Origin of the sequence: Coleofasciculus sp. FACHB-1120, from assembly GCF_014698845.1 — a bacterium.
In the GTDB taxonomy this organism is placed as follows: domain Bacteria; phylum Cyanobacteriota; class Cyanobacteriia; order Cyanobacteriales; family FACHB-T130; genus FACHB-T130.
The window spans coordinates 1-21,565 of the sequence record NZ_JACJTV010000052.1 but is presented as its reverse complement, the minus strand read 5'-3'; the positions used below and the strand labels follow the sequence as shown (position 1 = coordinate 21,565).

Genomic DNA, 21,565 nt, shown 5'->3' with positions numbered 1-21,565 from the left:
CTCGCTCACTTCACTCTTGTTGAGTCCATCTAACTCGATTGCTTGGATGACCTTCCGGCGTAAGTCATAACTGTAAGCTTTTGCCATCACAGAGTTTCCAGTCACTTCTATCACCACTCTACGTCCTAACTGAACTGGCGACAGCTATATCAAGTTGCTGGAGGGAAAATTGCTCATCCTGAACCAAATGGCTGAGTAAATATACTCAGCAAGCCAGAGCAATGCCGCTCTTCAAGGAGTAGAGACGCAATCCGGCTCCCTAAAAACATTGCATCCAACACATATTGCTCTCCCCATCGACTCCACCCGCCCAGAGGATATGCGGGAAGCCGGTTATAACAGCATCCAGATGTACCGCCTTTCACATCCGGGCGGCTACCACATAAGTAGCCCCTAGGAGAAGCTCATCTAGCGATCCTAAAGGGGTTTGTCAGAATTAATCGCGTTGGCGGCGCTATGCAGCGCTAAGGCGCAGGCTGAGCTGCTATGCAGCTCTAAGGAAGAGAAAGAGGAGAGACGAAAGGTTTTATGAATAATTTAAGATTCCTATACTACTTTTCAAACATCCTCTCAAACTAGTAGCTGAGAGATTAAAGGTTGAGTTGTTCAATCGTTTGGCGCAGAATTTGACTAGATCGTTGCAATTGTTCTGACTCCGTGGAAGTCAAAGAGAAATTCAGAACCCTAGTGACACCCTGACGATTCACCACCGCAGGCAGACTTAGACAAACATCATTAATTCCGTGAAGACCATTTATCAAACTACTAACAGTCAAAACTCGGTTTTGATTGTGTAAGATTGCTTGCACAATTTGAGTAACGCCTAAACCAATCGCGTAGCAAGTTGCTCCTTTGCGTTGGATAATCTCATAGGCGGCGTTCTTGACTTGTTGAAAAATTTCGTCAATTTGTGCAGTTTTCGTTAAATCATTATTGTCATGAACATCTAATAAATTCATTCCCGCAATATTGGCTTTGCTCCAAACGGGAACTTCACTGTCTCCATGTTCTCCAATAATGTAGGCGTGCAAACTACGCGGGTCAACTTGTAACTTTTGGGCTAATAAATAGCGAAAACGAGCCGTATCTAATACGGTGCCCGAACCAATCACACTAGAACTCGGCAACCCAGAAAGCTTCCAGGAAACATAGGTCATGATATCTACGGGATTCGAGACAATCAGGAGAATCGCTCCAGGCGAACATCTCACGATTTCTGGAATCAAGTTTTTAAAGATTTCGAGGTTGCGTTGCACCAAACTTAACCGATTTTCTCCTGGCTTTTGTTTTGCTCCTGCTGTGACAATTACAATATCGGCATTTTCCCCATCTGCTAGGGTTCCTGCTCGCACTACGCTGGGTTCGACAAAGGGTAGCCCGTGAACTAAATCCATGACTTCGCCTTCTAGCTTTTCCCGATTAACATCAACAATCACCATTTCATCCAAGGTGTTTTGAATCAGGATTGAGTAAGCGCAAGCCATTCCTACCTGACCAGCACCAATAATGACTCCCTTCCGGGGACGGCGAGCGATCGCTAAGTCAAGATTAGTCTCGGTAGGGGTTGTAAATAATTCTTCAAACATATCTATCTGATGGAAAATGTCGTTGATGTAATGATATCGAAAAGTAATCTTCTCAGATAAAACCAACCTGATTTTCCTTGAATTATTTTTATCCTTGTGGCTCAACAACAGTTTTTTAGCGTCCCCAAAATATTTTGGGGACGCTAAACCACGGAGTTTCTTTTAACAAGCCGCTACTTCTATAAAATTTTATTTAGCTCGATTCTTTCTCTATCAAAAGTTTTCTTTTCGTGGTCACTACTAAACAAATCAAAAATAATAGATAACTCTTCATCTGCAAGTTGTTTTACATGAAGCAGACCAAAATTATTTTTAATACATATATGTATTTTTTCTATTTTGTAGGGACTTTTAGTTTCATTGCTTTCAATAAAATTTTCATCAATAACTATCTTTTCTAATATCTGCATAGCAAATTTGCTTAAAGATGCATAGGCAATACCGCTGGAAGTAAGCTGAAACACTTTAGCCGATGGAGATTGCTCGTGGGATAACTTGAAAGCAGCTCCCATGTGTACATCTCCGCTCAAAAATACAATAGGTTTCTTGGTTTTTTGGGAAATCTCAAAAACCTTCTTCAATAATTGATCTCGTTCGGCCCAATTAGATTTATGATCCCAATGATCTCTTAAATCATCGGTATATTTCCAATAGGGAATGTCTAAATTATTGACAGCAAAGCTCTTAAAGTGAACAACTGGAACTGGCGATACAATAAATAAAACGCGGGATTCAGAATTATATTGGGAATTTAGCCAACCGTCAAAACGTTCCCACTGCTCAGCACCCAAAAGACGCAGCTCTTTCCGATTGTAATCATGATGTCCCCGCATATCTAATACATAAAAACCACAAAATCCACAATTGAACTGATAGTCAAATTGGTCAACAGTGGTATCTGTAGGAGGATTATGAGAATGTTCGTATTCTTGATAAACTTGCTTAGCAGCCTCAAACATTTCATTTGCTAGCCGCAAATGTTCTTGAGTATTTCGCAACTGCCATGAAGTATCTAGCTGTGCGGCTAATTCATTGAGTGTATAAGAACCCCAACCATCCATAATTTCATGGTCATCCCATATCATATAGGTGGGAAAACTTTGAAAAAGTTGTTGCACCTGGGGAATGCCCCAATAACCCCGAAAGATGTCCCGATACCAGGAAATCATATCGGTTTTAGAAGGGTTCTGTTTTTTGTTTTTCTTTAACCAGCTCCAAATGTTTAATTGTTTATTTCCTTCTCCATCCACATATACTTGGTCGCCAGTACCTATCAAGAAATTAGCATTTGTATCGAATAATTCTTGTCTAAATTTATCCCACATTTCTAAATTGATGAGCTGATGCTCATCGTAGGGCATATGGCAACTGTACATCCCAAAATTCACCTCTGTGGGATGGTCTGGAAACGTTTGAAACGAAAGGATTTGTTCGTTGCCCAGTTCCCAGGGGTTTTCTCTACCTAAATGAAATAGGGCATAATAATAGCGAGTATCGGGTTGGAGATTTTTTAGGTCTACTACACCTGTTAAGTCATGCTCTTGATTGAGTTGGAGCGGGACAAAAGTAACGCTGTAAATTTCTTGAGAAATACTTGGAGAGGTTAATCGCAACCAATGCCCTTTTTCGTCGTTGATTATCTCCGGGGTGCCGTTGGTCGGAATTTGATGGCGAGAAAATACTAGCCAGTAATCTCCAGGGGAAGACGCCCGGAACCACAGACGGGTGCTAGTGGGAGTAGTATGCCCAATGATACTGGCACAATCGAGACGGGGATTGGGCCAAGGGCGCTGTTCCGGGTCATAAAAATTGAGGTGGGACAAGGTCAAATTGAAAACTCGGCTTTGATAGAATGTCTGCGAATTTCAATATTAACTAGAAATGGTTGATATTGATGGTTTAGCGGACATTTAGCCGACAAACATAAGGAACCGAATCATCGGCACGATATACTTTGCGATCGCGCGTTATTCCTATCGCTCCTGGTTCTGGCTTCTAAATAGCTGCCCAGAGCCTCCAGGAATCAAACGCTGTCAGTCACGCTGCTAAAATTAAACGCCCCCACCCGCACCCCAGGCACAATACTGCTGCCATAGCGTTGGACTGTACCCAGAGCATCCACATCTCGCAGCATTTCAGGCAAACTCTGGTTAAAGCGTAAGTTTTTAATCGGGTAAGCAATTTGACCATCCTCAATCCAGAATGTGCCATCACGACTCATTCCCGTTACGACTAATGACCGAGGATTCACGTAGCGCACGTACCAAGCCCGACTTACCAGAATTCCTCGCTCTGTCTGGGCGATTAGGTCAGCTAGACTTTGATCTGAGCCAGTCATCACAATTGGATACATCGCACCCGTCGGCTTTTTGCCCTGCTGTGCCGCCCAGTAGCGGCTGTAAGAAAGAGTTTGGGGGATGCCGTCCTGAATTACTTCTTTGTAGTCATTACCTAATCCATCGCCAAAGAAAGTGCCTAACTGCAACAGAGGATGAGCAGCATTTCGCTGCACTTGCACGATGGGGCTAAACATGGCTTCACCCAAGCGGTTGCCCGCGGGTTTGCCTGACTCATCAGTACGAGACATAAACGATCGCCCTTCATCTGCCGCGCGTGCATCCAAATTCCAGACGATCCAAGGGAGCAAAGCGGCGAAAGCGGCTCCATCAAAGACAACTGGATACGTGCCAGGATGGACTTCGCAGGGTTGGCGCGACTTGATTGCCCGCTCAATTAACTGCTGGGTTAATTCCTCAATTGGCAACTGTTCAAGCGCCCAAGCAGAGCGATTAGACCACGAGGAACCATCCCCAATGCGAGCGGTAAAGCTGAAATCTGCCTGGGTCGTTTGATTACAGGCGCGTAGTCCCCGCGAGTTTGCGATCGCATATAAGTTCGTTTCTGTACTCAGCGTTCCCGAACCATCCACTCCCGCCTTTGCACTGATCGCACAGACTCTCTGGATAATTTCGCCCCGTGTTAGGGGTGAAAGGGTTGCCGTTACCTCATCAAAGGCTGGGGTTCGCTCTTCGTAAACTTGAGGTTCTAGCAGTGGCACCCACTCCGGATCTTCTGGGGCAAAACGGGCGAGTTCTTCCGAGCGTTTGATGGCAGATGCGATCGCATCTGAATCTAAATCTGTCGTAGAACTAGAGGCACTCTTGCGTCCGAAGTAACTGGTGATGGTGAGCTTAAACTGAGTGCTACTGATATTTTGGCTAATTTGATTTTCCGAGAAGCGGCTGAGGGATTCTTCACCAGTGCTGAGACTGACAAATATCTCCTCTGCTTCCGATTGTTTAATAACTTCTTCTAACAGGGATATAGCTCTATCTTTACTGATTAAACTGGGTGCTGCTGCTAGGGTCACGATAATCCTGAGATTTGTGGATGGTTGAATCTGGGATGAAGCGATGCGATCGCATCTCCATTTCAAATCACGAGGAACTGCCAATCTGAATATTTCGCACTCGCACGGGTACGCAGGCGTGAGTCATTTGGGCAATTTGGATCGGTTCGCCTTTGCCGCAGTTGTTGGCACCGCACTGCATCCATTCTGAAGCTGGGCCAATGGCGTCAATACTATTCCAAAAATCAGTCGTCATGGAATGGTAGGTGACATTTTTGAGCATTCCTACCACTTTGCCTTTCTCGACTTTCCAGAAGGCATCGCCGCCGAATTGGAAATTGCGGCGCTGTTGGTCGATGGAGAAACTGCCAATTCCGTCGATTAAAATACCGTCTTCGGTGTCAGCAATCATCTCGGCTAAAGTGGCGGTATGGCTGCCTCTCTCTTGTCCTGGTTCTAGCCCTAAATTAGGAATGCGAACCATTGGCACGCTTGACCAGCTATCAGCATAGGCGCAACCGTTGCTGCTGAGCCGTCCAAGTCGATGGGCAGTTTCGCGGTCTGTTAGATAGTCTACTAAAATGCCATCCTTGACAACGTACCAATTCTGTGAAGCAACTCCTTCATCGTCGTAGCCTGCGGTACTGCGTCCTCCCGGCTGAGTGCGATCGCATTTAAAATTCACCCAAGGTGCAGCATATTGCAGTTTGCCCAATTTATCAGTCGTCGCAAAGCTGGTGCCTGCAAAGTTGGATTCGTAGCCGTAAACTCGATCGAGTTCTGTGGGATGTCCGACTGATTCGTGAATGGTTAAAAATAAGTTAGTCGGCTTGAGAATTAAGGTGGAACGAATCCCCGAAGGACCAACCGGCGCGTGAACTTTCTCAATCGCTTCTTCCGCAACCCGATCGACTTGGCTAAGGATATCCGATCGATCGATATGCTCATAACCGATGTTCAAGGGTGGGCGTTCGTAGCTGCGGTTTTGAGCATCGCCATTAGCGATCGCTGTGCAGCCAAATCCCGGATAGCTGCGGTAGATTGTTTGGTGAATCAAAGAGCCTTCTGTAGAAGCGAAGGTTTTGTCTTCGCGGCTGAAGCTGAGGTAAGAGTACGCTTTCTTAATGCCACGACTGCCATAATTCAACAATTGCTCGTTCACATTCAGCAGCAGTTCTGCCTTTTCGGCAATTGGCACCGTAAAGGGGTCAATCTGGATCGGAGTGATGTAAGTATCGCGGTGCGCTTCAACGGGAACTAACTGCACCCGCGTTAGTTGGGAAAGGCGGCTGGCTTTAGCGATGTCTACCGCTAAGGCAACAATTCTGGCAACTTCTGCGGGGGTTTTATTATGGCTGGCGGCGAATCCCCAAGCGCCATCTAGCAGTACCCGCACGCCAAAGCCAGAATTGACATTGTCCGATAAATTGCTCAGAGAGCGATCGCGTGCATAAAGATTCTGAGTCCGGTAGGTGCAGAAGCGAACATCTCCGTACTCGCACCCAGCTTTCCGAATCAGGTCGATCGCGAGTTCGCTCAATTCAGTCGTATAACCTGGGGTTTTAACCTCAGAAATGGGTGCAGGAGCTTGTACCATTGCGCTCTCCAATTAAGAATTAAAAATGTAAAATTAAAAATTTCAAAAAGACTATTTTTTAATTTTACATTTTTAATTTATTCTAATCCCGCCATAAAGCAATCCCGCCCAATAAACCTGTCACATTGGGAACGATTTTGGTATTTGTCGGTAACTCAAACGTTATCTTTTTCGCTTCGCCGCCGCCGATATAAAGGGAATCGTAATTAAACAAATGTTGAAGAGACGCGATCGCTTTTTCTAGCCGATTATTCCATTTTTCCTTACCGACTTTATCTAAAGCAGCACGCCCCATCTGCTCTTCATAGGTTTCCCCTTTGCGAAACGGATGATGACCCAGTTCTAGATTGGGTACCAGTTTCCCGTCTACAAACAAGGCGGAACCAAAGCCGGTGCCCAGGGTAATTACCAACTCAACACCCTTGCCGGAGATTGCCCCCATTCCCTGAATATCGGCATCATTTGCCACCCGCACCGGCTTGCCCAAGCGATCGCTCAACACGGTTGCCAGATCGAATCCAATCCACTCTGGAGTTAGATTTACCGCCGTTTTTGTCACGCCATCGCGCACGACACCCGGAAAACCAACGGATACGCGGTCAAACTCACCTTGTCCCGCAGCGAGGGTAGCGATCGCATCAATCACTGGTTCCGGTTTGGCTGGAACTGGGGTTTCTACACGAGTGCGTTCGGTTAGTGGTTCTCCAGCTTCGTCTAAGACAATTACCTTGATGCCACTACCGCCAATGTCAACAGCTAGGGTTCGCATATATATCTATTCTCAATTTCTCAATTAGGTAGTTAACCGGCGATTTTAGGCCTGTGAAGTTGGAGTCGAGGCAGTTGCAGAATCAGTTCCAGTTGGGGAGAAAAATTTATTTGTCACCCACATCGTCAAAATATGAGACAACAGCCCCATTGGCCCTGCAAATAAGCACAGCACCAGCGAGTGGATTGTCCAGACACCAGTACGCTGTCCTTCCCAGTAAATATAGCGACCTACGAACAAATCCATTACCAGGAAATGAACCCACCCAATCGCAGCTGCTTTCTCGTCTGCAAAGAATCGAGCAATATCAGCTAGCTGAGGATTGGACATTGCTTGAGCAGATTCCGGTGTAATCGATGTAAAAAACCAATACACATATAAAGCTGCTAAAGCCACAACGGGGAGATAAGATTCCATCACCCGTTTCGTCACACCCCAGTTGGGTAGGAAAATCATTAGCGCCCAGAAAGGCAGAACAAACAGATTCGCGCCGTTGAATAGTTGAGCAATTGTCATAGATATGAAGAATTAACCTGACTATCGTCATCGTAAGCGACTGTTAAGCAGATTGCCGGTTAGAATCGGTGCCCAGAAACCTACCCAATCGTCGCAGGAGCTTTCTGAATGAAGGTCAAAATGATTTTACCGGCTTTGACAGAAGCCCTCAGCCCCCACTGGCGACCGATTAAATATTCGCTGTTTCCGCCACTGGGATTAGCGACGATTGCCAGTTTTTTCAGCGAAGATGATGAGATTATCCTGCAAGACGAACACGTTGAGCGGCTAGATTTGGATGATGAGCCAGATTTAGCGGTGATTCAGGTTTATATCACCTCAGCTTACCGAGCTTACGAATTAGCCGACCACTACCGTAAAAAAGGTGCATACATCTGTCTGGGTGGATTGCACGTTACCTCACTTCCAGACGAAGCTGCGACTCATGCGGATACCATTTTTCTTGGCCCTGGTGAGGATACGTGGCCTGAATTTCTCCAGGATTTCCGGGCAGGACATCCTGGTAAAGTGTATCAGTCGAAACTGCGATCGCTCCTCGGCGTTCCTCCCATTCGTCGCGACTTAATTAAGCGCCATCTTTACCTAATTCCTAACTCCATTGTTGTGTCGCGGGGTTGTCCTCACACCTGCGATTTTTGCTACAAAGAAGCTTTCTTCAAAGGCGGCAAATCTTTCTATACGCAACCTGTAGACGATGCACTGGCTGAAATTGAGCGACTACCAGGGCATCATCTCTATTTTCTCGACGATCATCTGTTTGGCAACGCTGAATTCGCCGCCGCCTTGTTTGAGGGGATGAAGGGAATGGGGCGCGTATGGCAAGCAGCCGCAACAGTACAATCTATCTTGCAGCCGGGATTGTTGGAAAAAGCTGTCGAATGTGGCTTACGCAGTTTGTTTGTTGGCTTTGAAACCCTTAACCCGACGAATCTCAGAGAACAGCATAAATATCAAAATTTGAATCGAGATTACAATGCTGCGATTCGCCGTCTGCGGGATTTGGGCGTGATGGTGAATGCTAGCTTCGTTTTTGGCATGGATGACGATGATGAAACCGTGTTTGCGCGCACGGTTGAATGGGCGGTGCAGCAGGGATTGGAAACTGCCACGTTTCACATTTTGACGCCTTATCCCGATACTGCTTTGTACAAACGGATGGCAGCGCAGGGACGAATTACTCATTCCAACTGGGATTTATACGACACTCGTCATGTTGTTTATAAGCCAACTAAGATGACGCCGGAGGTGCTAGAGGCAGGCTACTGGCAAGCGTATCGAGATTTTTATCGTTGGAGTAATATTTTCCAAGGTGCTTGGGCTAAGGATCGTTGGTCTGGCCGGATGCGGCATTTGGTCTATGCTGGGGCGTGGAAGAAGTTGGAGCCAGTTTGGGACGGGATCATTCGGGCGAAGAAGGTGACTCAATGCCTGCCAACTTTGGAAAGTGTTTTAACCAGTTTTGGCGCTCATCCATCTCCTCAACCACGAGGAAAGTTACCCCTTAAGGAGGATGCAGCCAATCTGAAAGAGCACATGCCAGTTTTATGAAAGTCTCTCTAATCTTCCAGAGTAGGATTTTGTCCCTCCAGCCGAGAAACGAAAGAATAGTGGTACAGGTTGCGCGGTAGGCTGGTATTTAGGGAATTGCCCGCTGGAGGGATCGACCGATATGGAGTTCAAACTAACAAATGCCTTTAAGTTTTATCAGAATTTAGAGCATCAAAATCAAGCGATTGATGAGCTTGAGCAATGGTTCAAAGATAATCATCCAAAGCAGTTAGAGAAGTTTCACCAAGCTTTATTAAATGGTCCTAGCCCCGATCTTAGGCCGGAGGCGATGGAGAAGCTGATGCTTAAAAATAACCAACCGTTGCCTGTGGCAACCTCTCCGTCAGAAAATCTGAACGATCCGATTATTGCGGGTGGTGACTTCACGTGGGCAGAAGCGATTCCAAATGGCGATCGCCATCTCCCCGAAAATCTAGAAGTTGTGGAGAATATTATCGCTCTCGCCAAGCAGCTACAAGTTGCCAGAGACCAGATTGGCAAGCCTTTCCTCATCACCAGTTGGTATCATCACAAACCCTTTGGGGCTAAGGTTCATGGCGCGTCCAAAAATCAACCGATGACGGGCGGTGCTGTTGATTTCAGGGTGGAGGGCTACACCGGGCGACAGCTCGCAAAGATGCTGGATTGGTGGGAAGGCGGTTTAGCGACCTATATGTACGTGCCCTATATGCTTCATCTAGATATGGGTCCCCAACGCCGCTGGCAAGCACAATATCCAGGCTAAGGAACAATTAAAAATTAAAAAGCCTCAATTTTTAATTCTTAGTTTACGCGGTGTGCAACTTTTTCTTAACCTCCTTTGGCAAGGCAGGCAGAAATACAGAAAGTTGCACGCCGCGTTAGTTTCTTACCGAACGCCAGGAAAGCTATTGACAAACTGGATCTGGATATCGGGAAAATTCTCGACAATCTGCACCTTGAGATCGGGAAAAGATTCGACAAATTGCCACTGACCGCACCGTTGGGGAAAAACAGTGACGGGTTCGACGATTAAATCGGGGGAGGATGAGACAATCTTTACCTTGATATCTGGCAAGCTTTCAACAATTTTTACTTTGCCGTAAAGGGGCTTGCCATTGTAGGTGCAAGTAGCTTTGTTAATGACACTTTGAGCAGAAGCGATCGCTCCTAGCGGCAGCGTCACCATAAGGCTAGTGCTAAAGACAACCCAGTTCAACCAACGTTTCATCATCAAAATACCAGGGACAAGTTTAAATTTGATCAATCTCAACATATAAAGTCAGAACTGCTGACTTTGAGATTCTGACTATTCAGTTAATGTATCCAGTTCCTCTTTGACAACCCGTAGAATACGATCGAGATAGGCTTGCCGCCACTGTTCTCTCTCTTGTTCTACCTGCTCACTTGGCTGGTAATTCTCAATTTCTTCAACCGAAATCAGACCTTTTGTTTGAGCCAATCGTTCGACTGTATCGAGACGTTCGTGTAGGACAGAGACTTCGCCGGTTAGCGCCAACACCATTGCCAGTAGCTTGTCGCTTTCGGGATTTTCAAAATAAATAGGTTTTTTTCCCTTAGCTTTTTTTGCCATCACTACGAATTCTCTTAAATAACTTTATTTGGATTTCGTCGTTATTAACAAACGGGTAAAAAATGCCGAAAACAGACTTTTTGCAGAAGTCTGATAAAGGTAATTAATTTTCCCCTTCTTTTTTACCCAATCAAATCGAAAAGTCGATGATTTTTACCAGAAGTCTAATGATGAGTCTTTAGTAGGTCGTTACTCACTAATCACTGATGACTAATTACTAATGACTAGTGACTTATTTACTGGCAACCAAGAGAAACCAATTGCCCCGACTGCCAAAACCGCCTCCTTGGGATGTGCCTTTCCAGCCACCTGTAGCAGCAACAGTTGGGGTAATTTTATCTGCTTCAAAACCAGCTTGGCTAGTCAGCGCTACCAAGTCTAGATCGCGCATGGCACTCCACCAAGGTTCGTTGTTGTTTTGCGTTTCCCAGTCAAACATGAATGCGTTGTAGGGGTCCATGTTTTGATAAAGGGGAGCTTCCACATGAACCATTAGCCCACCGGGTGCTAGCAGACGGTGGCATTCGCGCAGAATATTGGCGATCGCGGGTGGCGATGCTTCGTGCAACAAAATATGGGAGACGATCAGATCGAACGACTCATCGGGGAAATCTGTAGACTCACCATTCTGCTGCGAGAAGTTTACTCGCTTACCCAAAGCCTCCGCTCTTGCATGAGCGTACCGCAGCATCGGTGCCGCTACATCAATCGCATAAACTTCAGCTTCAGGATAAGCATCCACGTAAGGAAGCGTGCTGTGACCGACCGAACATCCAATGTCGAGAATTTTTCGAGGACGGAAGTTGGGATGCTGCGGCTGTAAGTAATTGCGAACCACAGACTGCCCTAAGTCGTCGTTCATTGGCCCCAGACGACCCATTACATAAACGTAAACACCGCGATCGTAGACAGCCCCTGCTGCGATGTCGTTTTCGGTATATTCGCTGTGGTATCCACCCGGCATACAGTGAATATCGACTGCGGTGTGATAGGCGGGTATTTTTAAATCTGCATTTAAGGTTAAAGAACCCAAAGGGCTATCCTTGTCCTGCGCCTGCTCAATCAAATCGGCAAGCTGCCGATCGACGCTCGTGTTGACTGAATCCCACAGCATCTCTTGAGTGGTACGCCGCAACGCACCCCACATTCGGTAATAAGGTTCGTGCTGCATCAGACGGCGAACTTCATGCCGATCTTGAGGCGATCGCTGATGCTCCTGCTCAAACTGCGGTTTAAGCTGCTTCTCGTAAATTGCTTTATTTCCTGGGGTGATCTGACTGGTCAGGTAGCCTTTTAAGCTATTGACAAAGTTTTGGCGTGCTAACTCGTCATGGGTAGCTTGAGGTAACATCCGGTGTTGGAATTGTGTATCCATATCCTATTTCCTAACCCCTTATTGTTTACTCTAACAAGTTATCGTTAGCTTTCAGGGATTTTGGTATAGGTAAGCGATCGCTTTCACCGGAAGTTACTTTCATAGGATCGATCGCTTACCGACTTAAGCACAGGAGCGATCGCATGTAGATTTTTCTCCTGGTAGCGATCGCTCTTTCCTCAGTTAAGAGTCGAACCGCTCACTTGAGGTGACTAGCCGTTTTTTGCAGCCTTCTATCTAGCACTGAAGTAAGCTTCTAGCGCCTCAGAACCCCCAACCAATTTGCCATCAATAAATACTTGGGGAACCGTTGTTGCGCCGGTGACAGCCCGTAAAGAGCGAGTAGTAATCTCTTTGCCCAAGACAATTTCTTCGTAATCCAACCCATGCTCTTTCAGCATCACCTTCGCACGAGCGCAGAAAGGACAGCCTACTTTCGTAAACAGGGAAATGATTTGAGGCTTTGCTGCTTCGGGATTGATATAGTTGAGCATTGTCTGAGCATCAGACACCTCAAAGGGGTCTCCCTCTACGACTGGCTCAATGAACATCTTTTCAATGGTGCCATCCTTCACGAGCATGGAATAACGCCATGACCGCTTCCCAAACCCTAAATCAGCTTTATCAACCAGCATTCCCATGCCTTCGCTGAATTCACCATTCCCATCAGGAATCAAAGTTAGATTCTCTGCTTCTTGGGATTTAGCCCATTCATTCATCACAAAGGCATCATTGACGGAAATACAAATAATGTCATCAACGCCATTTTCATGAAAGACTCTAGCCAACTCGTTGTAGCCAGGGAGATGGGTTGATGAACACGTTGGAGTAAAAGCACCCGGTAGAGAGAAAACAACCACTGTCTTGCCAGCAAATAAATCCTCAGTTGTCAGATTCACCCACTGGTTGTCTTGGCGAGTCCGGAAGGTAACGTTGGGAACTTTTTGTCCTTCTCGATTGGGAAACATAGAATTTAGCTCCTTGGCTACAAATGATCTTTACTATGAAGTTATATTAACCGTACTCGTTATGACTACATTTTGTCAAGGCGAATACATTCTTTAACTCGCTTTCATCGCTAGAAAAAATTGGATAAAACTTGGGAACCCTTTAGCCGCCTGCGATTGCAGTTTTGGAATTCGGGAAAGAGAGGTCTGGGAAACACCTAAGCCTGCCCAATCCAGTACGGATGCTATATTTTAATTTATCCAGAAAATAATCAAGAGTGAGCAGTTAGGATCGCCAAGCGCACAAGTGTAGCGTCTAACAACCCAAATGAGATTACCGATATAGCAAGCCAGAATCTTAAAGTAGAACTATCAGCGGGTTGCTTTGGGGAGCATCTCGGTGCGTGTAAAGATAGCCGGAGAAAAGCAAATCGCGGCTATGCCAACCCGCCTTTCCTTGTCGTCTTGTCTTCTTCTCAAACTTAAGAAAAAATGCAGGCTACGGTCGAACAACTGTCTCAGATTTTGGTGTTCGTAGATTTAACTTTGGCAGAATTAGAGCGTTTACAACCCCACACTCAAGTGCAGCACTACAGCCAAACAGAGATTGTCATGCAGGAAGGCGATCACCTTCCTGCAAAACTATATGCTCTCCTGAGCGGCTCCTTGCAAGTCGTTAAAACGGCAATAACCGGCAAGGAAACGATTCTCCGTACCTTACCAGCCGGGGAAATCTTTGCGGCTCCCGCCTTATTGGGTGATGGAATTGCTCCGGCGACAGTCACTGCTGAGTGTGATTCTCAAATTTTGACGGTAAAACGAGATGCTCTTCTAGAAGCCATTCAGCAAACCCCGGAAATTGCCTTACGAATGCTGATGGTTTTCAATTCTAGGCTGCAACAACTCCATGAAACAGTGCATGGATTGGTTTCTGAGCGAGCAATTGTGCGCTTAGCTAGATTAATTCAGTATTCTGCATCTCGATATGGTACCTCTCCAGGGGTAGAAGGTCAGTGTTTGAAGGAGAAGCTTTCTTATTACCAAATGGCTCGCAGTATCGGTATTACCTATGAGGAGTGCGTGCGACTATTTAAAAGTTTGAAGCCGATTATGGCTTACAGTCGGGGTGGAAAAATTACGATACTTGATGCACAGAAATTGGAAGTGATCGCTTCTGGCACCAATAATTGCTAAGGAATACGCTGGGTGTAAGGTTTGTACCGGCTGAAGTTGGTCGCTACTTTGCGATCGCCCAAAAGCTAGGAAAGCCATTCAACTTTTTCTTCCCTACCTAACAAGCAGCTTTAGTTAGCAACACTCCCAACACCATTTCCCTCAGCTTGAACATTAAACTTTCTTTTCGCTTCATAGAATCGGCAGGCGACAGATCCCAGCGAGTAAAGCAATGCAGCGTTATTCGACGCTCCAACGACGGCACCGATTACAGGCAATAGTTCTATAAAGCCTAGTCCAACTTTCAGGACTCCAGAACCGCCAACAGACAACCCAAAAATGGCTAGAACTTCGCCTCGTCGAGTTGGATCTTCTAACGGAAAACCGTATGCAGCCGCAATGCGGTAGATCATCTCTGCTTGAAGCGCTGTAACCGCTGCCACATCGACTGCAAACAGAGTGAGCGCTATCGGAGGCACGAAGTTAGTGAGTAATCCAACTCCCCCGCCTTTCAGGGAGGTGTCAACAATAATTCGGTGAGCAAGCTGCTCAGAGCTTTCTAGAGGATATTCCTGTCGGAGCTTGTTTACCTCATTCTGAGCTTTTTGGGCATCAACTTGACCCAATGCAGTCGTTAACCAATTGATGCCTGGAACCTTGGCAGCAAACTTCACAACTGGACTTTCAGCGATTGGGGTGACGATTTTGCCTACGTTTTCCGTTCCCTGCTCCACGAAGCGCACAGCCGCAGATCCAACCGTTTCTCCTACGGCAGTGGTAGTGGTGGTAACGTTTTCAGCAGTAGACTGCAATGTATCAGAAGCCAATTTTGCAAATTGAATTGCTGTAGCGATCGCTTCACTCATTGGGTCGGTGCTGGAACCTTCTTTTCCTGGTGCTGCCATAGATTTTAGGGACTTTTAAACTGTTATGATGAACTGAAACCTACTTTACAAAAAGCAAAGACTCAGTAGCCTCTATCCTCTGATAGTGATTGAATCTTCAAAAAGTATTAAATTCAGCACCTAGTCCCATCCCTCAGTTTTTTATAGACACCAGTCTTCGGAAGTATTAGATAAATATGCGATCGCTCTTTTTCTGCTAAAAATTGGTGCAGAAGGCGATCGCTTCTCAATCAATGCCACGCCTCGACTACCTTAGAACAATCCCAAAGTCAGGGATTTGTCAATCGGTAAAGTAGCACCAATCCCCAGCCAGAGTGTAACTAAGGTACCCACTAAGAAAACAACTGTGGCAACTGGGCGACGGAATGGGTTTTGGAACTTGTTAACATTTTCGATGAAAGGAATTACGATTAAGCCTAAGGGAATCGAAGCATTGAGTACAATTCCCAATAGTTTGTTAGGAACAACGCGAAATATTTGAAACGTCGGATAGAGGTACCACTCTGGCAAAATCTCTTGAGGGGTCGCAAAAGGATTTGCCGGTTCTCCTACCATCGCCGGATCGAGAACTGCCAGCCCTACACACAATGCAATAGTTCCTAAAATCACTACTGGAAAAATATAAAGCAGATCGTTAGGCCAAGCTGGTTCTCCATAGTAGTTATGCCCCATCCCTTGAGCGAGCTTTGCCCGCAGTTTTGGATCGCTCAGATCGGGTTTCTTCTTGATTCCTGTCATATCACAAACTCCACTGCTGCCATGTAAAGCAAGTTATTTGCTTATGGCTGTTAAGTTTAGCGATCGCTCGTTATTGCTGTCTTGCCTGTTCTTCTGAAAATGTTCTAATCTTCCAAAAATTTTAGAGAGCGTCCCTGTATGCCTTTGGCGTAGTTGCAGTATATTGACGAAAGACTCTGGTAAAGTGACTCTGGCTCTTAAAACCTACTTGCTGAAGTATTTCTGCAATTGTCAAATCCTGCCTTGCTAAGAGCAATTTAGCTTTCTCAATCCGACATTTGGTTACATATTGATGCGGTGCAAGTCCAGTGGATTGTTTGAACAAGCTGGCAAAGTAATGGGGACTCATCTGAACGGTGGCAGCAATTTCAGCCAACATCAAGTCTTGGTCTAAATAGTCGTTGATATAAGCGATCGCTTCTCTTAACTTGTGTAGAGGCAATCCCCCAGTGTAGTCTGAAATGAGCGATCGCTTGACAGAGTATCGTTGTAGCAAATGAGCCGAGAGAGCAGTTGCCATAGACTCAGCATACAGACGACTATCTACTCCACCTAATTCAAGTTCAGTTTTCAGTGACAACCCAATTTGCTGAATCAGTGGATCGTGTATTTTGAATTGCGGCAATATCTCAACTCGATCTGCATCAACTGATTCATAAGCAACACGAGCAAATGTCGTGGGTTCAAGATAAAGATTAATAAACTCAGCTTTGCGATCGCATTGAGCGATTAAATCTGATTGATTGGCGGGAAAGATACCAACATCACCATCTGTATAGCGCTCACTCTGCCAGTGTCCATCTCTTTTTAGCCTTATTTCAAATTGCCCAACACAGATGGCGATAATATGCTGGGCAAAGCAACATTCAGGAAGTTCATGAGCGGACTGCCGATGATAAGCGAAGTGAATACCTGACCACGCAGAAGTATTACTTGAGAGTAGAGGTGCGTTGAGGACAAGCTGCTTCCAAACTTTTTCTTGCGTGAGATCGATATTCGGCAGTTGAGCTTCTGGCATGACTGGTATAGCTTTGCATGGCTATCCTTAGTTTATGGGTTAACCAAATGAATGTGACACCGGGACACTTTAGCCGTGAAAAGAAAAGCTTAAAGCAGTTATTAAAGTTACCTTTTTTGCGATTATTGATTCGGTGCTTACTATTTACCCTGCTATCAGAATGGACAACGATATCGTTCTTTTTCTTGCCGGTGTTGGCGTACTCGTCTTCTATCTCATCTTCTCAGCGCTGACTGAAATGGGGACTAAACTCCCCTGGAAGAAATAGCCAGTTTTATTGCTGGTGTTTATTGCTGGTGGGCAAAAGCCCACCAGTTTTGAACATTGATAGAAAGGTGCGAGCGCTCGCGTCCTTCCATACCTAAAATTCTAGAGGAACATCAAGCATATGTGGATAAAAAGAGGGCGATTCATCTCCTCTACCTAACCTAAATACAGCTTAGAAAGTTCTTTGCTATGGCGAACGAGTCTGTGAGAATGGACACTGCCCATTTTACTACTAAATAAGTAGCCTTAAGATATTTTGGCAAGCTCTTGAGCCACATACTGCTGAAAGGCTCTTAGTCCACCTTGAGAGTCCCATCTCTCATGGAATTGGCACATTTTACTGGGTACATCAAGGTTGTGAACAAAACCATCCATAATGAAAATTTCAAAGCCAAATATATCTTTTTGATGGGGAAGAGTATCCCACTTTTTTCCTAAGGGAGGCATCCACATAGCTTTTACCACTCGGTAAATCCAATCCTCGGGCTGGCGAGGTTGAGACACTTGGCTATCTAGAACTTTAACAAGGTGTGTGACTCTCGCTCGCTGGTGTAAAAGAAGCAAATCTCCCTCTTGAGGCTCGTTAGCATTAGCTTCTTCTTTAGACTTCCAATGCAAAGCAAAAATTCTTGCATCTGGAAATTCCATCACATGGGTTTCGTAAGCCCAGCAGTTTTCATCTTTGATGTTCTTAGTCCACTTCAGCCTAGATAAATCCATTTCTTTTCTTGAAGTAACGTAAGACGGGCTACCAACAGCGTAACCTACGGTTTATGTAATCGGTGCTTTGAAACACACTTTATTAAATTAGTCATCATGTTTGTAGATTTAGTCGCACTTCATTTCTTTGGTTGTACTATTTGGAAAGACGATCGCCCTTTCCCTGCCAGAAACCTTTAGTTAATGAGGGCGATCGCTCTTGTTTCTTGCGTTACTTTTTACAGTTACAGTAACCATTGGAAGCAGGCGTTAGGTAAGCCTTCGCTCAGTTTTCTCTTTCCGAGGTTGCTGAGAAGCCTTAAATTATTGAATCATGTCCCGCAAAGAAATTAGAGGCGAACCGAGAAAATTCTTTCCCTACTTAGTGACTGGGATAGCATTTTTGAGAAGAGCAGCAGTCTCTTCTGGTTTTCCAGAGGATGGAAACACTAAAATACTCTTAATTTTAGGGTTGTTAACCAGTTCTTTTAAGCGATACAACTGTGTATCTGAAATGGCTACTCCCTCATACTTTTCGGCATAATCTAGCTCTTGCTTGAAATTAGCATCGTTGTAAATTTGGATGAAGACTCGATCGACATTCCAATTTTGCCAATCAGCCGCAAAATAACGTTTACCCCAATAAGGATTATGATGGCAAAGGTCGAAACTAACAGTGGGGTTAGCTTTCTTGATGTCAGCTCTCATTTGCCGCACAAAATTAGTCAAATGGACAGTACGATCGACTTTTCCCGGTAATTCAGCATGATAACCTAGGTAATCATCCCACTGAACTGCATCGATGGTTGGATACTTTTTGACAAATTCTACTGATATCTTTTTGAAGAAATTAGCAACTTCTGGGAGTTCTACATCCAGTAAGTAATGATCGATGCCAGCGTAGGTTTTATCCACCCCAGGAACAATCCATCGTTTAGAAATTGCCAAGTCAAAGATTGGGCTATTTTTATCAATTTTAATCCCTTTCTCAAAATAGGCGTGAACTTGCATTCCCTGCTTGTGCGCTTCATCAATCAGCCAATCTAACCATCGATCTTGAAATAGGTTAGGACAACTTTTATATCCGAGTGTTTGCTGCATCACCTCACTGTTATACATCGTACAACCATTGCCCCACACTCCATGAATAATGGTATTGATTCCTTGAGAGCGATAATAACGAACTCGTTCGCGAATGGTTTTTTCACTAGCATTATTAGTCACTTGATATCGACTTAAATAAATTCCTCTGATTTTCTTCTTCTCCCAAGGAGTTTGAGGTGATGGTGAATTCTTGGGGGTTACAGGTAATGCTGAAACTTGTGGCTTGGTTGTTGATGTCTTATTCGGAATCGCTTGTGGAAAGGGCAAATTTGTAACAGGTAATAGTGGAACTTGTGGCTTGGTTTTTGGTGTCTTATTCGGAATCGCTTGTGGAAGGGGCGAATTGGCAACCGTTACACGCTGGCTAGGCGTAGGCGTCAAAATAGGAGTGGTGGGTTGTTGATTATTTTGTTGATTATTAGGCAAAAATTGGCTGATATCTAGACTATCTAGCTGCCTAAAACCCCAATAACCAACCCCAAACAAAACGATGATTAATGAAAATGGAATACTCGCACATCCACATCCATTATTTTCTTTTTTAGGTGGCATGATAACAAGGGTGATTGTTCAACTCGGAGAGCAACTCTCTTGACTCGATTGAGGTTTGCTTGTAGTAACCGATACTCTGGAAGTACGGAAGGAAGAGTTTAGAGAGAATGGTGCTATATCAAGGTACTTCACTTTGCGATCGCTCAATTCCGCATCCTTGCAGCGACGACGAGCAACAACCTGTCGTAAGACGGCGTTCATCTGACTGTGGACGTTCGCAAATTAAATTACGATGTGAACTCAGGCGTGTTGACCTTATTTTCAGTTGTTCGATTTACAAACTAAGTGATTCAAAAATTCTCGACTATTGAACGCTTCACCTTATGAATCCAACCTTGGTTCAGACTCAACACCTGGGAATAAGGCAAATCCGTATCTAACAATAAATCAAACACAAATGGCTGAACTAAACCGGGAAACCATCGATGAAATAGCCTTCCCAGCGTCAACCGCAAGAAAAACTCAACCACCAACAACTTCGTGCGAGGAAACGAATAATCTGACAACTCCTGCAAGGCATGGGCATCCGGGACTCGCTGCTCTGAAAACTGCGGCAAAACCTTCCTCCAATCATCCCCATACTGCTCCAACAACTGCCCCAAAATCAGCACATCCTCTAACGAAGAATTACACCCCTGCCCAACTGCTGGCGACACTGCATGAGCCGAATCGCCAATCAGCAACACACTATCACCCTCATGAAAGCGATCGCAGCGTACCGTTAACAGCCTCGCCACTGGACGCTTTAGCAATGCCTCCGCCTCTTCCAGCGACATCAACTGACCAAACAGCGGGAAGTTTTCCAGAAAAAATGCCTTGACTTCTTCTTTCGTTGATAATCCTTCTAAGGGATTAGTTTGAGGATCGAAAATAATCACGCCATTCAACTGGTTCTCTGGCTGGGGTACCATCACCATCCGGGTTTTATTATTCAAATTCCAGGCATGGATTTTATTCGGGTCTAACTCCACACCTGCATTCGGATTGAGCCGACTTAAAAAGACAGATTTATAGGCATCCAGAACATAGTTTTGGGAACACGGCAAGCCTGCATTCTCGACTAAATACTCTCGAATTTGCGATCGCGCACCATCGGCACCTACCAGTAGATCGTAGTGAACGGTAAAGCTATCTCCTTCTAAAGGTTTCAACGTTACGGTTTTAGCCGTTCCATCCACAGCTGTACATTCACTGTTGAAATGTACCTTAACCTGATTCGGACTAGAAGTTTCGGTTAATTGCTTCAACAGAATCGTCACGAGGCGATTGCGGTCAATGGTGAGAATCGGAGTTTGGCGAGGAACCCGTCGGGCTTTGCCCTTTTTCTGATAAATAATCGTCCCCTGACAGAACACACTTTGAGCGGCGATCGCCTCCTCTAACCCAACAATGGCTCGAATCGCTTTTCTACCCCGTTCCTGAAGCGAGAGCGGAAAGGTACGGTTAACAGAAACATCAGTCAACCGAAGATCGGGACGACGTTCATAGATATCAATATGGTAGTTGTCCCGACGCAATAAATAATGCGCCAGTAGCAGTCCAGCCGGACCCGCTCCAATAATCACAACGTTTTGAACCATAGGGGTTTACCAAACACTATGAGTGGATGCACCGAACTTTATTATGCTATTCCCTCAATTGCAACACCCCAACATTAAGGCTGCCGCGTACACACATCTTTGGTTAAGTAGCAAAACGTTGATCGACCCCCCTTGCATCCCCCTTAATAAGCAGGGTGGTTTGGCGTTGCAGAATAGAAGTATGAATTGAGGTTGTTCTTGATGCAATGTCCTGAGTGTGGTTCCACTCATATCCGTAAGAATGGGAAAAAGCGAGGTAAACAGAATCA

General features: G+C 45.3%; 21 protein-coding genes and 1 pseudogene. 5 read left to right on the top strand and 17 right to left on the bottom strand.

All coding sequences use genetic code 11. From position 1 onward, the window contains the following. Nucleotides 1-87, bottom strand: a pseudogene (locus tag H6H02_RS25270) (IS630 family transposase); the annotation flags it as partial. A 181-nt stretch (nt 88-268) separates the two neighbouring features. Between H6H02_RS25270 and H6H02_RS27810 the strand changes: the two are divergent. Beyond that, nucleotides 269-397, top strand: coding sequence for a hypothetical protein (locus H6H02_RS27810; protein WP_277922601.1), 129 nt, complete (start codon nt 269-271; stop codon nt 395-397). Between the two features lie 193 nt (nt 398-590). Here the strand turns inward: H6H02_RS27810 and H6H02_RS25265 are convergent, their stop codons facing one another. Both H6H02_RS25265 and H6H02_RS25260 read right to left on the bottom strand, forming a co-directional pair. Continuing rightward, entirely contained in the window at nt 591-1,586 is a 996-nt protein-coding gene (locus tag H6H02_RS25265; RefSeq protein WP_190822992.1) for an L-lactate dehydrogenase, read from the bottom strand. Nucleotides 1,587-1,765: 179 nt separating this feature from the next. Further along, nucleotides 1,766-3,199 (bottom strand): alkaline phosphatase D family protein, encoded by a 1,434-nt coding sequence (locus H6H02_RS25260; protein ID WP_190822985.1) that lies wholly within the window; start codon nt 3,197-3,199, stop codon nt 1,766-1,768. A gap of 129 nt (nt 3,200-3,328) precedes the next feature. On the opposite strand from H6H02_RS25260, the gene H6H02_RS25255 reads away from it, so the two are divergent. Continuing rightward, nucleotides 3,329-3,475: a hypothetical protein gene (locus H6H02_RS25255; RefSeq protein WP_190822983.1), complete on the top strand. Its 147-nt coding sequence runs from the start codon at nt 3,329-3,331 to the stop codon at nt 3,473-3,475. Between the two features lie 134 nt (nt 3,476-3,609). Here H6H02_RS25255 and H6H02_RS25250 read toward each other — a convergent pair whose 3' ends face one another. The 4 genes from H6H02_RS25250 to H6H02_RS25235 form a co-directional block, all read right to left on the bottom strand. Further along, a complete protein-coding gene (locus H6H02_RS25250; protein WP_190822990.1) occupies nt 3,610-4,956 on the bottom strand; it encodes a metallopeptidase TldD-related protein in 1,347 nt (448 codons plus the stop codon). Nucleotides 4,957-5,023: 67 nt separating this feature from the next. Then, a complete protein-coding gene (locus tag H6H02_RS25245; RefSeq protein ID WP_190822981.1) occupies nt 5,024-6,532 on the bottom strand; it encodes a TldD/PmbA family protein in 1,509 nt (502 codons plus the stop codon). 82 nt (nt 6,533-6,614) lie between these two features. Beyond that, a complete protein-coding gene (locus tag H6H02_RS25240; RefSeq protein WP_190536278.1) occupies nt 6,615-7,301 on the bottom strand; it encodes an ROK family protein in 687 nt (228 codons plus the stop codon). Between the two features lie 45 nt (nt 7,302-7,346). Beyond that, a complete protein-coding gene (locus H6H02_RS25235) occupies nt 7,347-7,817 on the bottom strand; it encodes an ABA4-like family protein (protein ID WP_190822979.1) in 471 nt (156 codons plus the stop codon). 108 nt (nt 7,818-7,925) lie between these two features. On the opposite strand from H6H02_RS25235, the gene H6H02_RS25230 reads away from it, so the two are divergent. Next, entirely contained in the window at nt 7,926-9,365 is a 1,440-nt protein-coding gene (locus tag H6H02_RS25230) for a radical SAM protein (protein ID WP_190822977.1), read from the top strand. 121 nt (nt 9,366-9,486) lie between these two features. Then, nucleotides 9,487-10,110 (top strand): D-Ala-D-Ala carboxypeptidase family metallohydrolase, encoded by a 624-nt coding sequence (locus tag H6H02_RS25225; RefSeq protein ID WP_190822975.1) that lies wholly within the window; start codon nt 9,487-9,489, stop codon nt 10,108-10,110. 123 nt (nt 10,111-10,233) lie between these two features. Here H6H02_RS25225 and H6H02_RS25220 read toward each other — a convergent pair whose 3' ends face one another. The 4 genes from H6H02_RS25220 to H6H02_RS25205 all read right to left on the bottom strand — a co-directional run bounded on the left by H6H02_RS25220 (nt 10,234) and on the right by H6H02_RS25205 (nt 13,281). Beyond that, nucleotides 10,234-10,533 carry a hypothetical protein gene (locus tag H6H02_RS25220; protein ID WP_190822988.1) on the bottom strand — a complete coding sequence of 100 codons (300 nt, stop codon included), beginning with the start codon at nt 10,531-10,533 and terminating at the stop codon, nt 10,234-10,236. 120 nt (nt 10,534-10,653) lie between these two features. Beyond that, nucleotides 10,654-10,938 carry a hypothetical protein gene (locus H6H02_RS25215; RefSeq protein ID WP_190428072.1) on the bottom strand — a complete coding sequence of 95 codons (285 nt, stop codon included), beginning with the start codon at nt 10,936-10,938 and terminating at the stop codon, nt 10,654-10,656. A gap of 232 nt (nt 10,939-11,170) precedes the next feature. Continuing rightward, nucleotides 11,171-12,313, bottom strand: a complete 1,143-nt coding sequence (locus H6H02_RS25210) for a class I SAM-dependent methyltransferase (RefSeq protein ID WP_190822973.1) — start codon at nt 12,311-12,313, stop codon at nt 11,171-11,173. Nucleotides 12,314-12,546: 233 nt separating this feature from the next. Then, nucleotides 12,547-13,281, bottom strand: a complete 735-nt coding sequence (locus H6H02_RS25205) for a glutathione peroxidase (protein WP_190822971.1) — start codon at nt 13,279-13,281, stop codon at nt 12,547-12,549. A 471-nt stretch (nt 13,282-13,752) separates the two neighbouring features. Here H6H02_RS25205 and H6H02_RS25200 point away from each other — a divergent pair, with 471 nt between their 5' ends. After that, on the top strand, nt 13,753-14,454 hold the full coding sequence (locus tag H6H02_RS25200) for a Crp/Fnr family transcriptional regulator (RefSeq protein WP_190822969.1): 702 nt from the start codon (nt 13,753-13,755) through the stop codon (nt 14,452-14,454). A 110-nt stretch (nt 14,455-14,564) separates the two neighbouring features. Here H6H02_RS25200 and H6H02_RS25195 read toward each other — a convergent pair whose 3' ends face one another. From H6H02_RS25195 to H6H02_RS25170, 6 genes are all read right to left on the bottom strand, one after another. Continuing rightward, entirely contained in the window at nt 14,565-15,338 is a 774-nt protein-coding gene (locus H6H02_RS25195; protein ID WP_190822966.1) for an EcsC family protein, read from the bottom strand. A gap of 252 nt (nt 15,339-15,590) precedes the next feature. Further along, complete coding sequence (gene petD, locus H6H02_RS25190) at nt 15,591-16,076, bottom strand: cytochrome b6-f complex subunit IV (RefSeq protein WP_190822964.1); 486 nt, start codon at nt 16,074-16,076, stop codon at nt 15,591-15,593. Nucleotides 16,077-16,197: 121 nt separating this feature from the next. Further along, nucleotides 16,198-17,094, bottom strand: coding sequence for an AraC family transcriptional regulator (locus H6H02_RS25185; protein ID WP_190822962.1), 897 nt, complete (start codon nt 17,092-17,094; stop codon nt 16,198-16,200). A gap of 513 nt (nt 17,095-17,607) precedes the next feature. Continuing rightward, entirely contained in the window at nt 17,608-18,081 is a 474-nt protein-coding gene (locus H6H02_RS25180) for a hypothetical protein (protein WP_190822960.1), read from the bottom strand. Nucleotides 18,082-18,438: 357 nt separating this feature from the next. Continuing rightward, nucleotides 18,439-19,716, bottom strand: a complete 1,278-nt coding sequence (locus tag H6H02_RS25175; protein WP_190822958.1) for a family 10 glycosylhydrolase — start codon at nt 19,714-19,716, stop codon at nt 18,439-18,441. Between the two features lie 290 nt (nt 19,717-20,006). Next, a complete protein-coding gene (locus H6H02_RS25170) occupies nt 20,007-21,296 on the bottom strand; it encodes an NAD(P)/FAD-dependent oxidoreductase (RefSeq protein WP_190822956.1) in 1,290 nt (429 codons plus the stop codon). Nucleotides 21,297-21,565 lie beyond the last annotated feature (269 nt).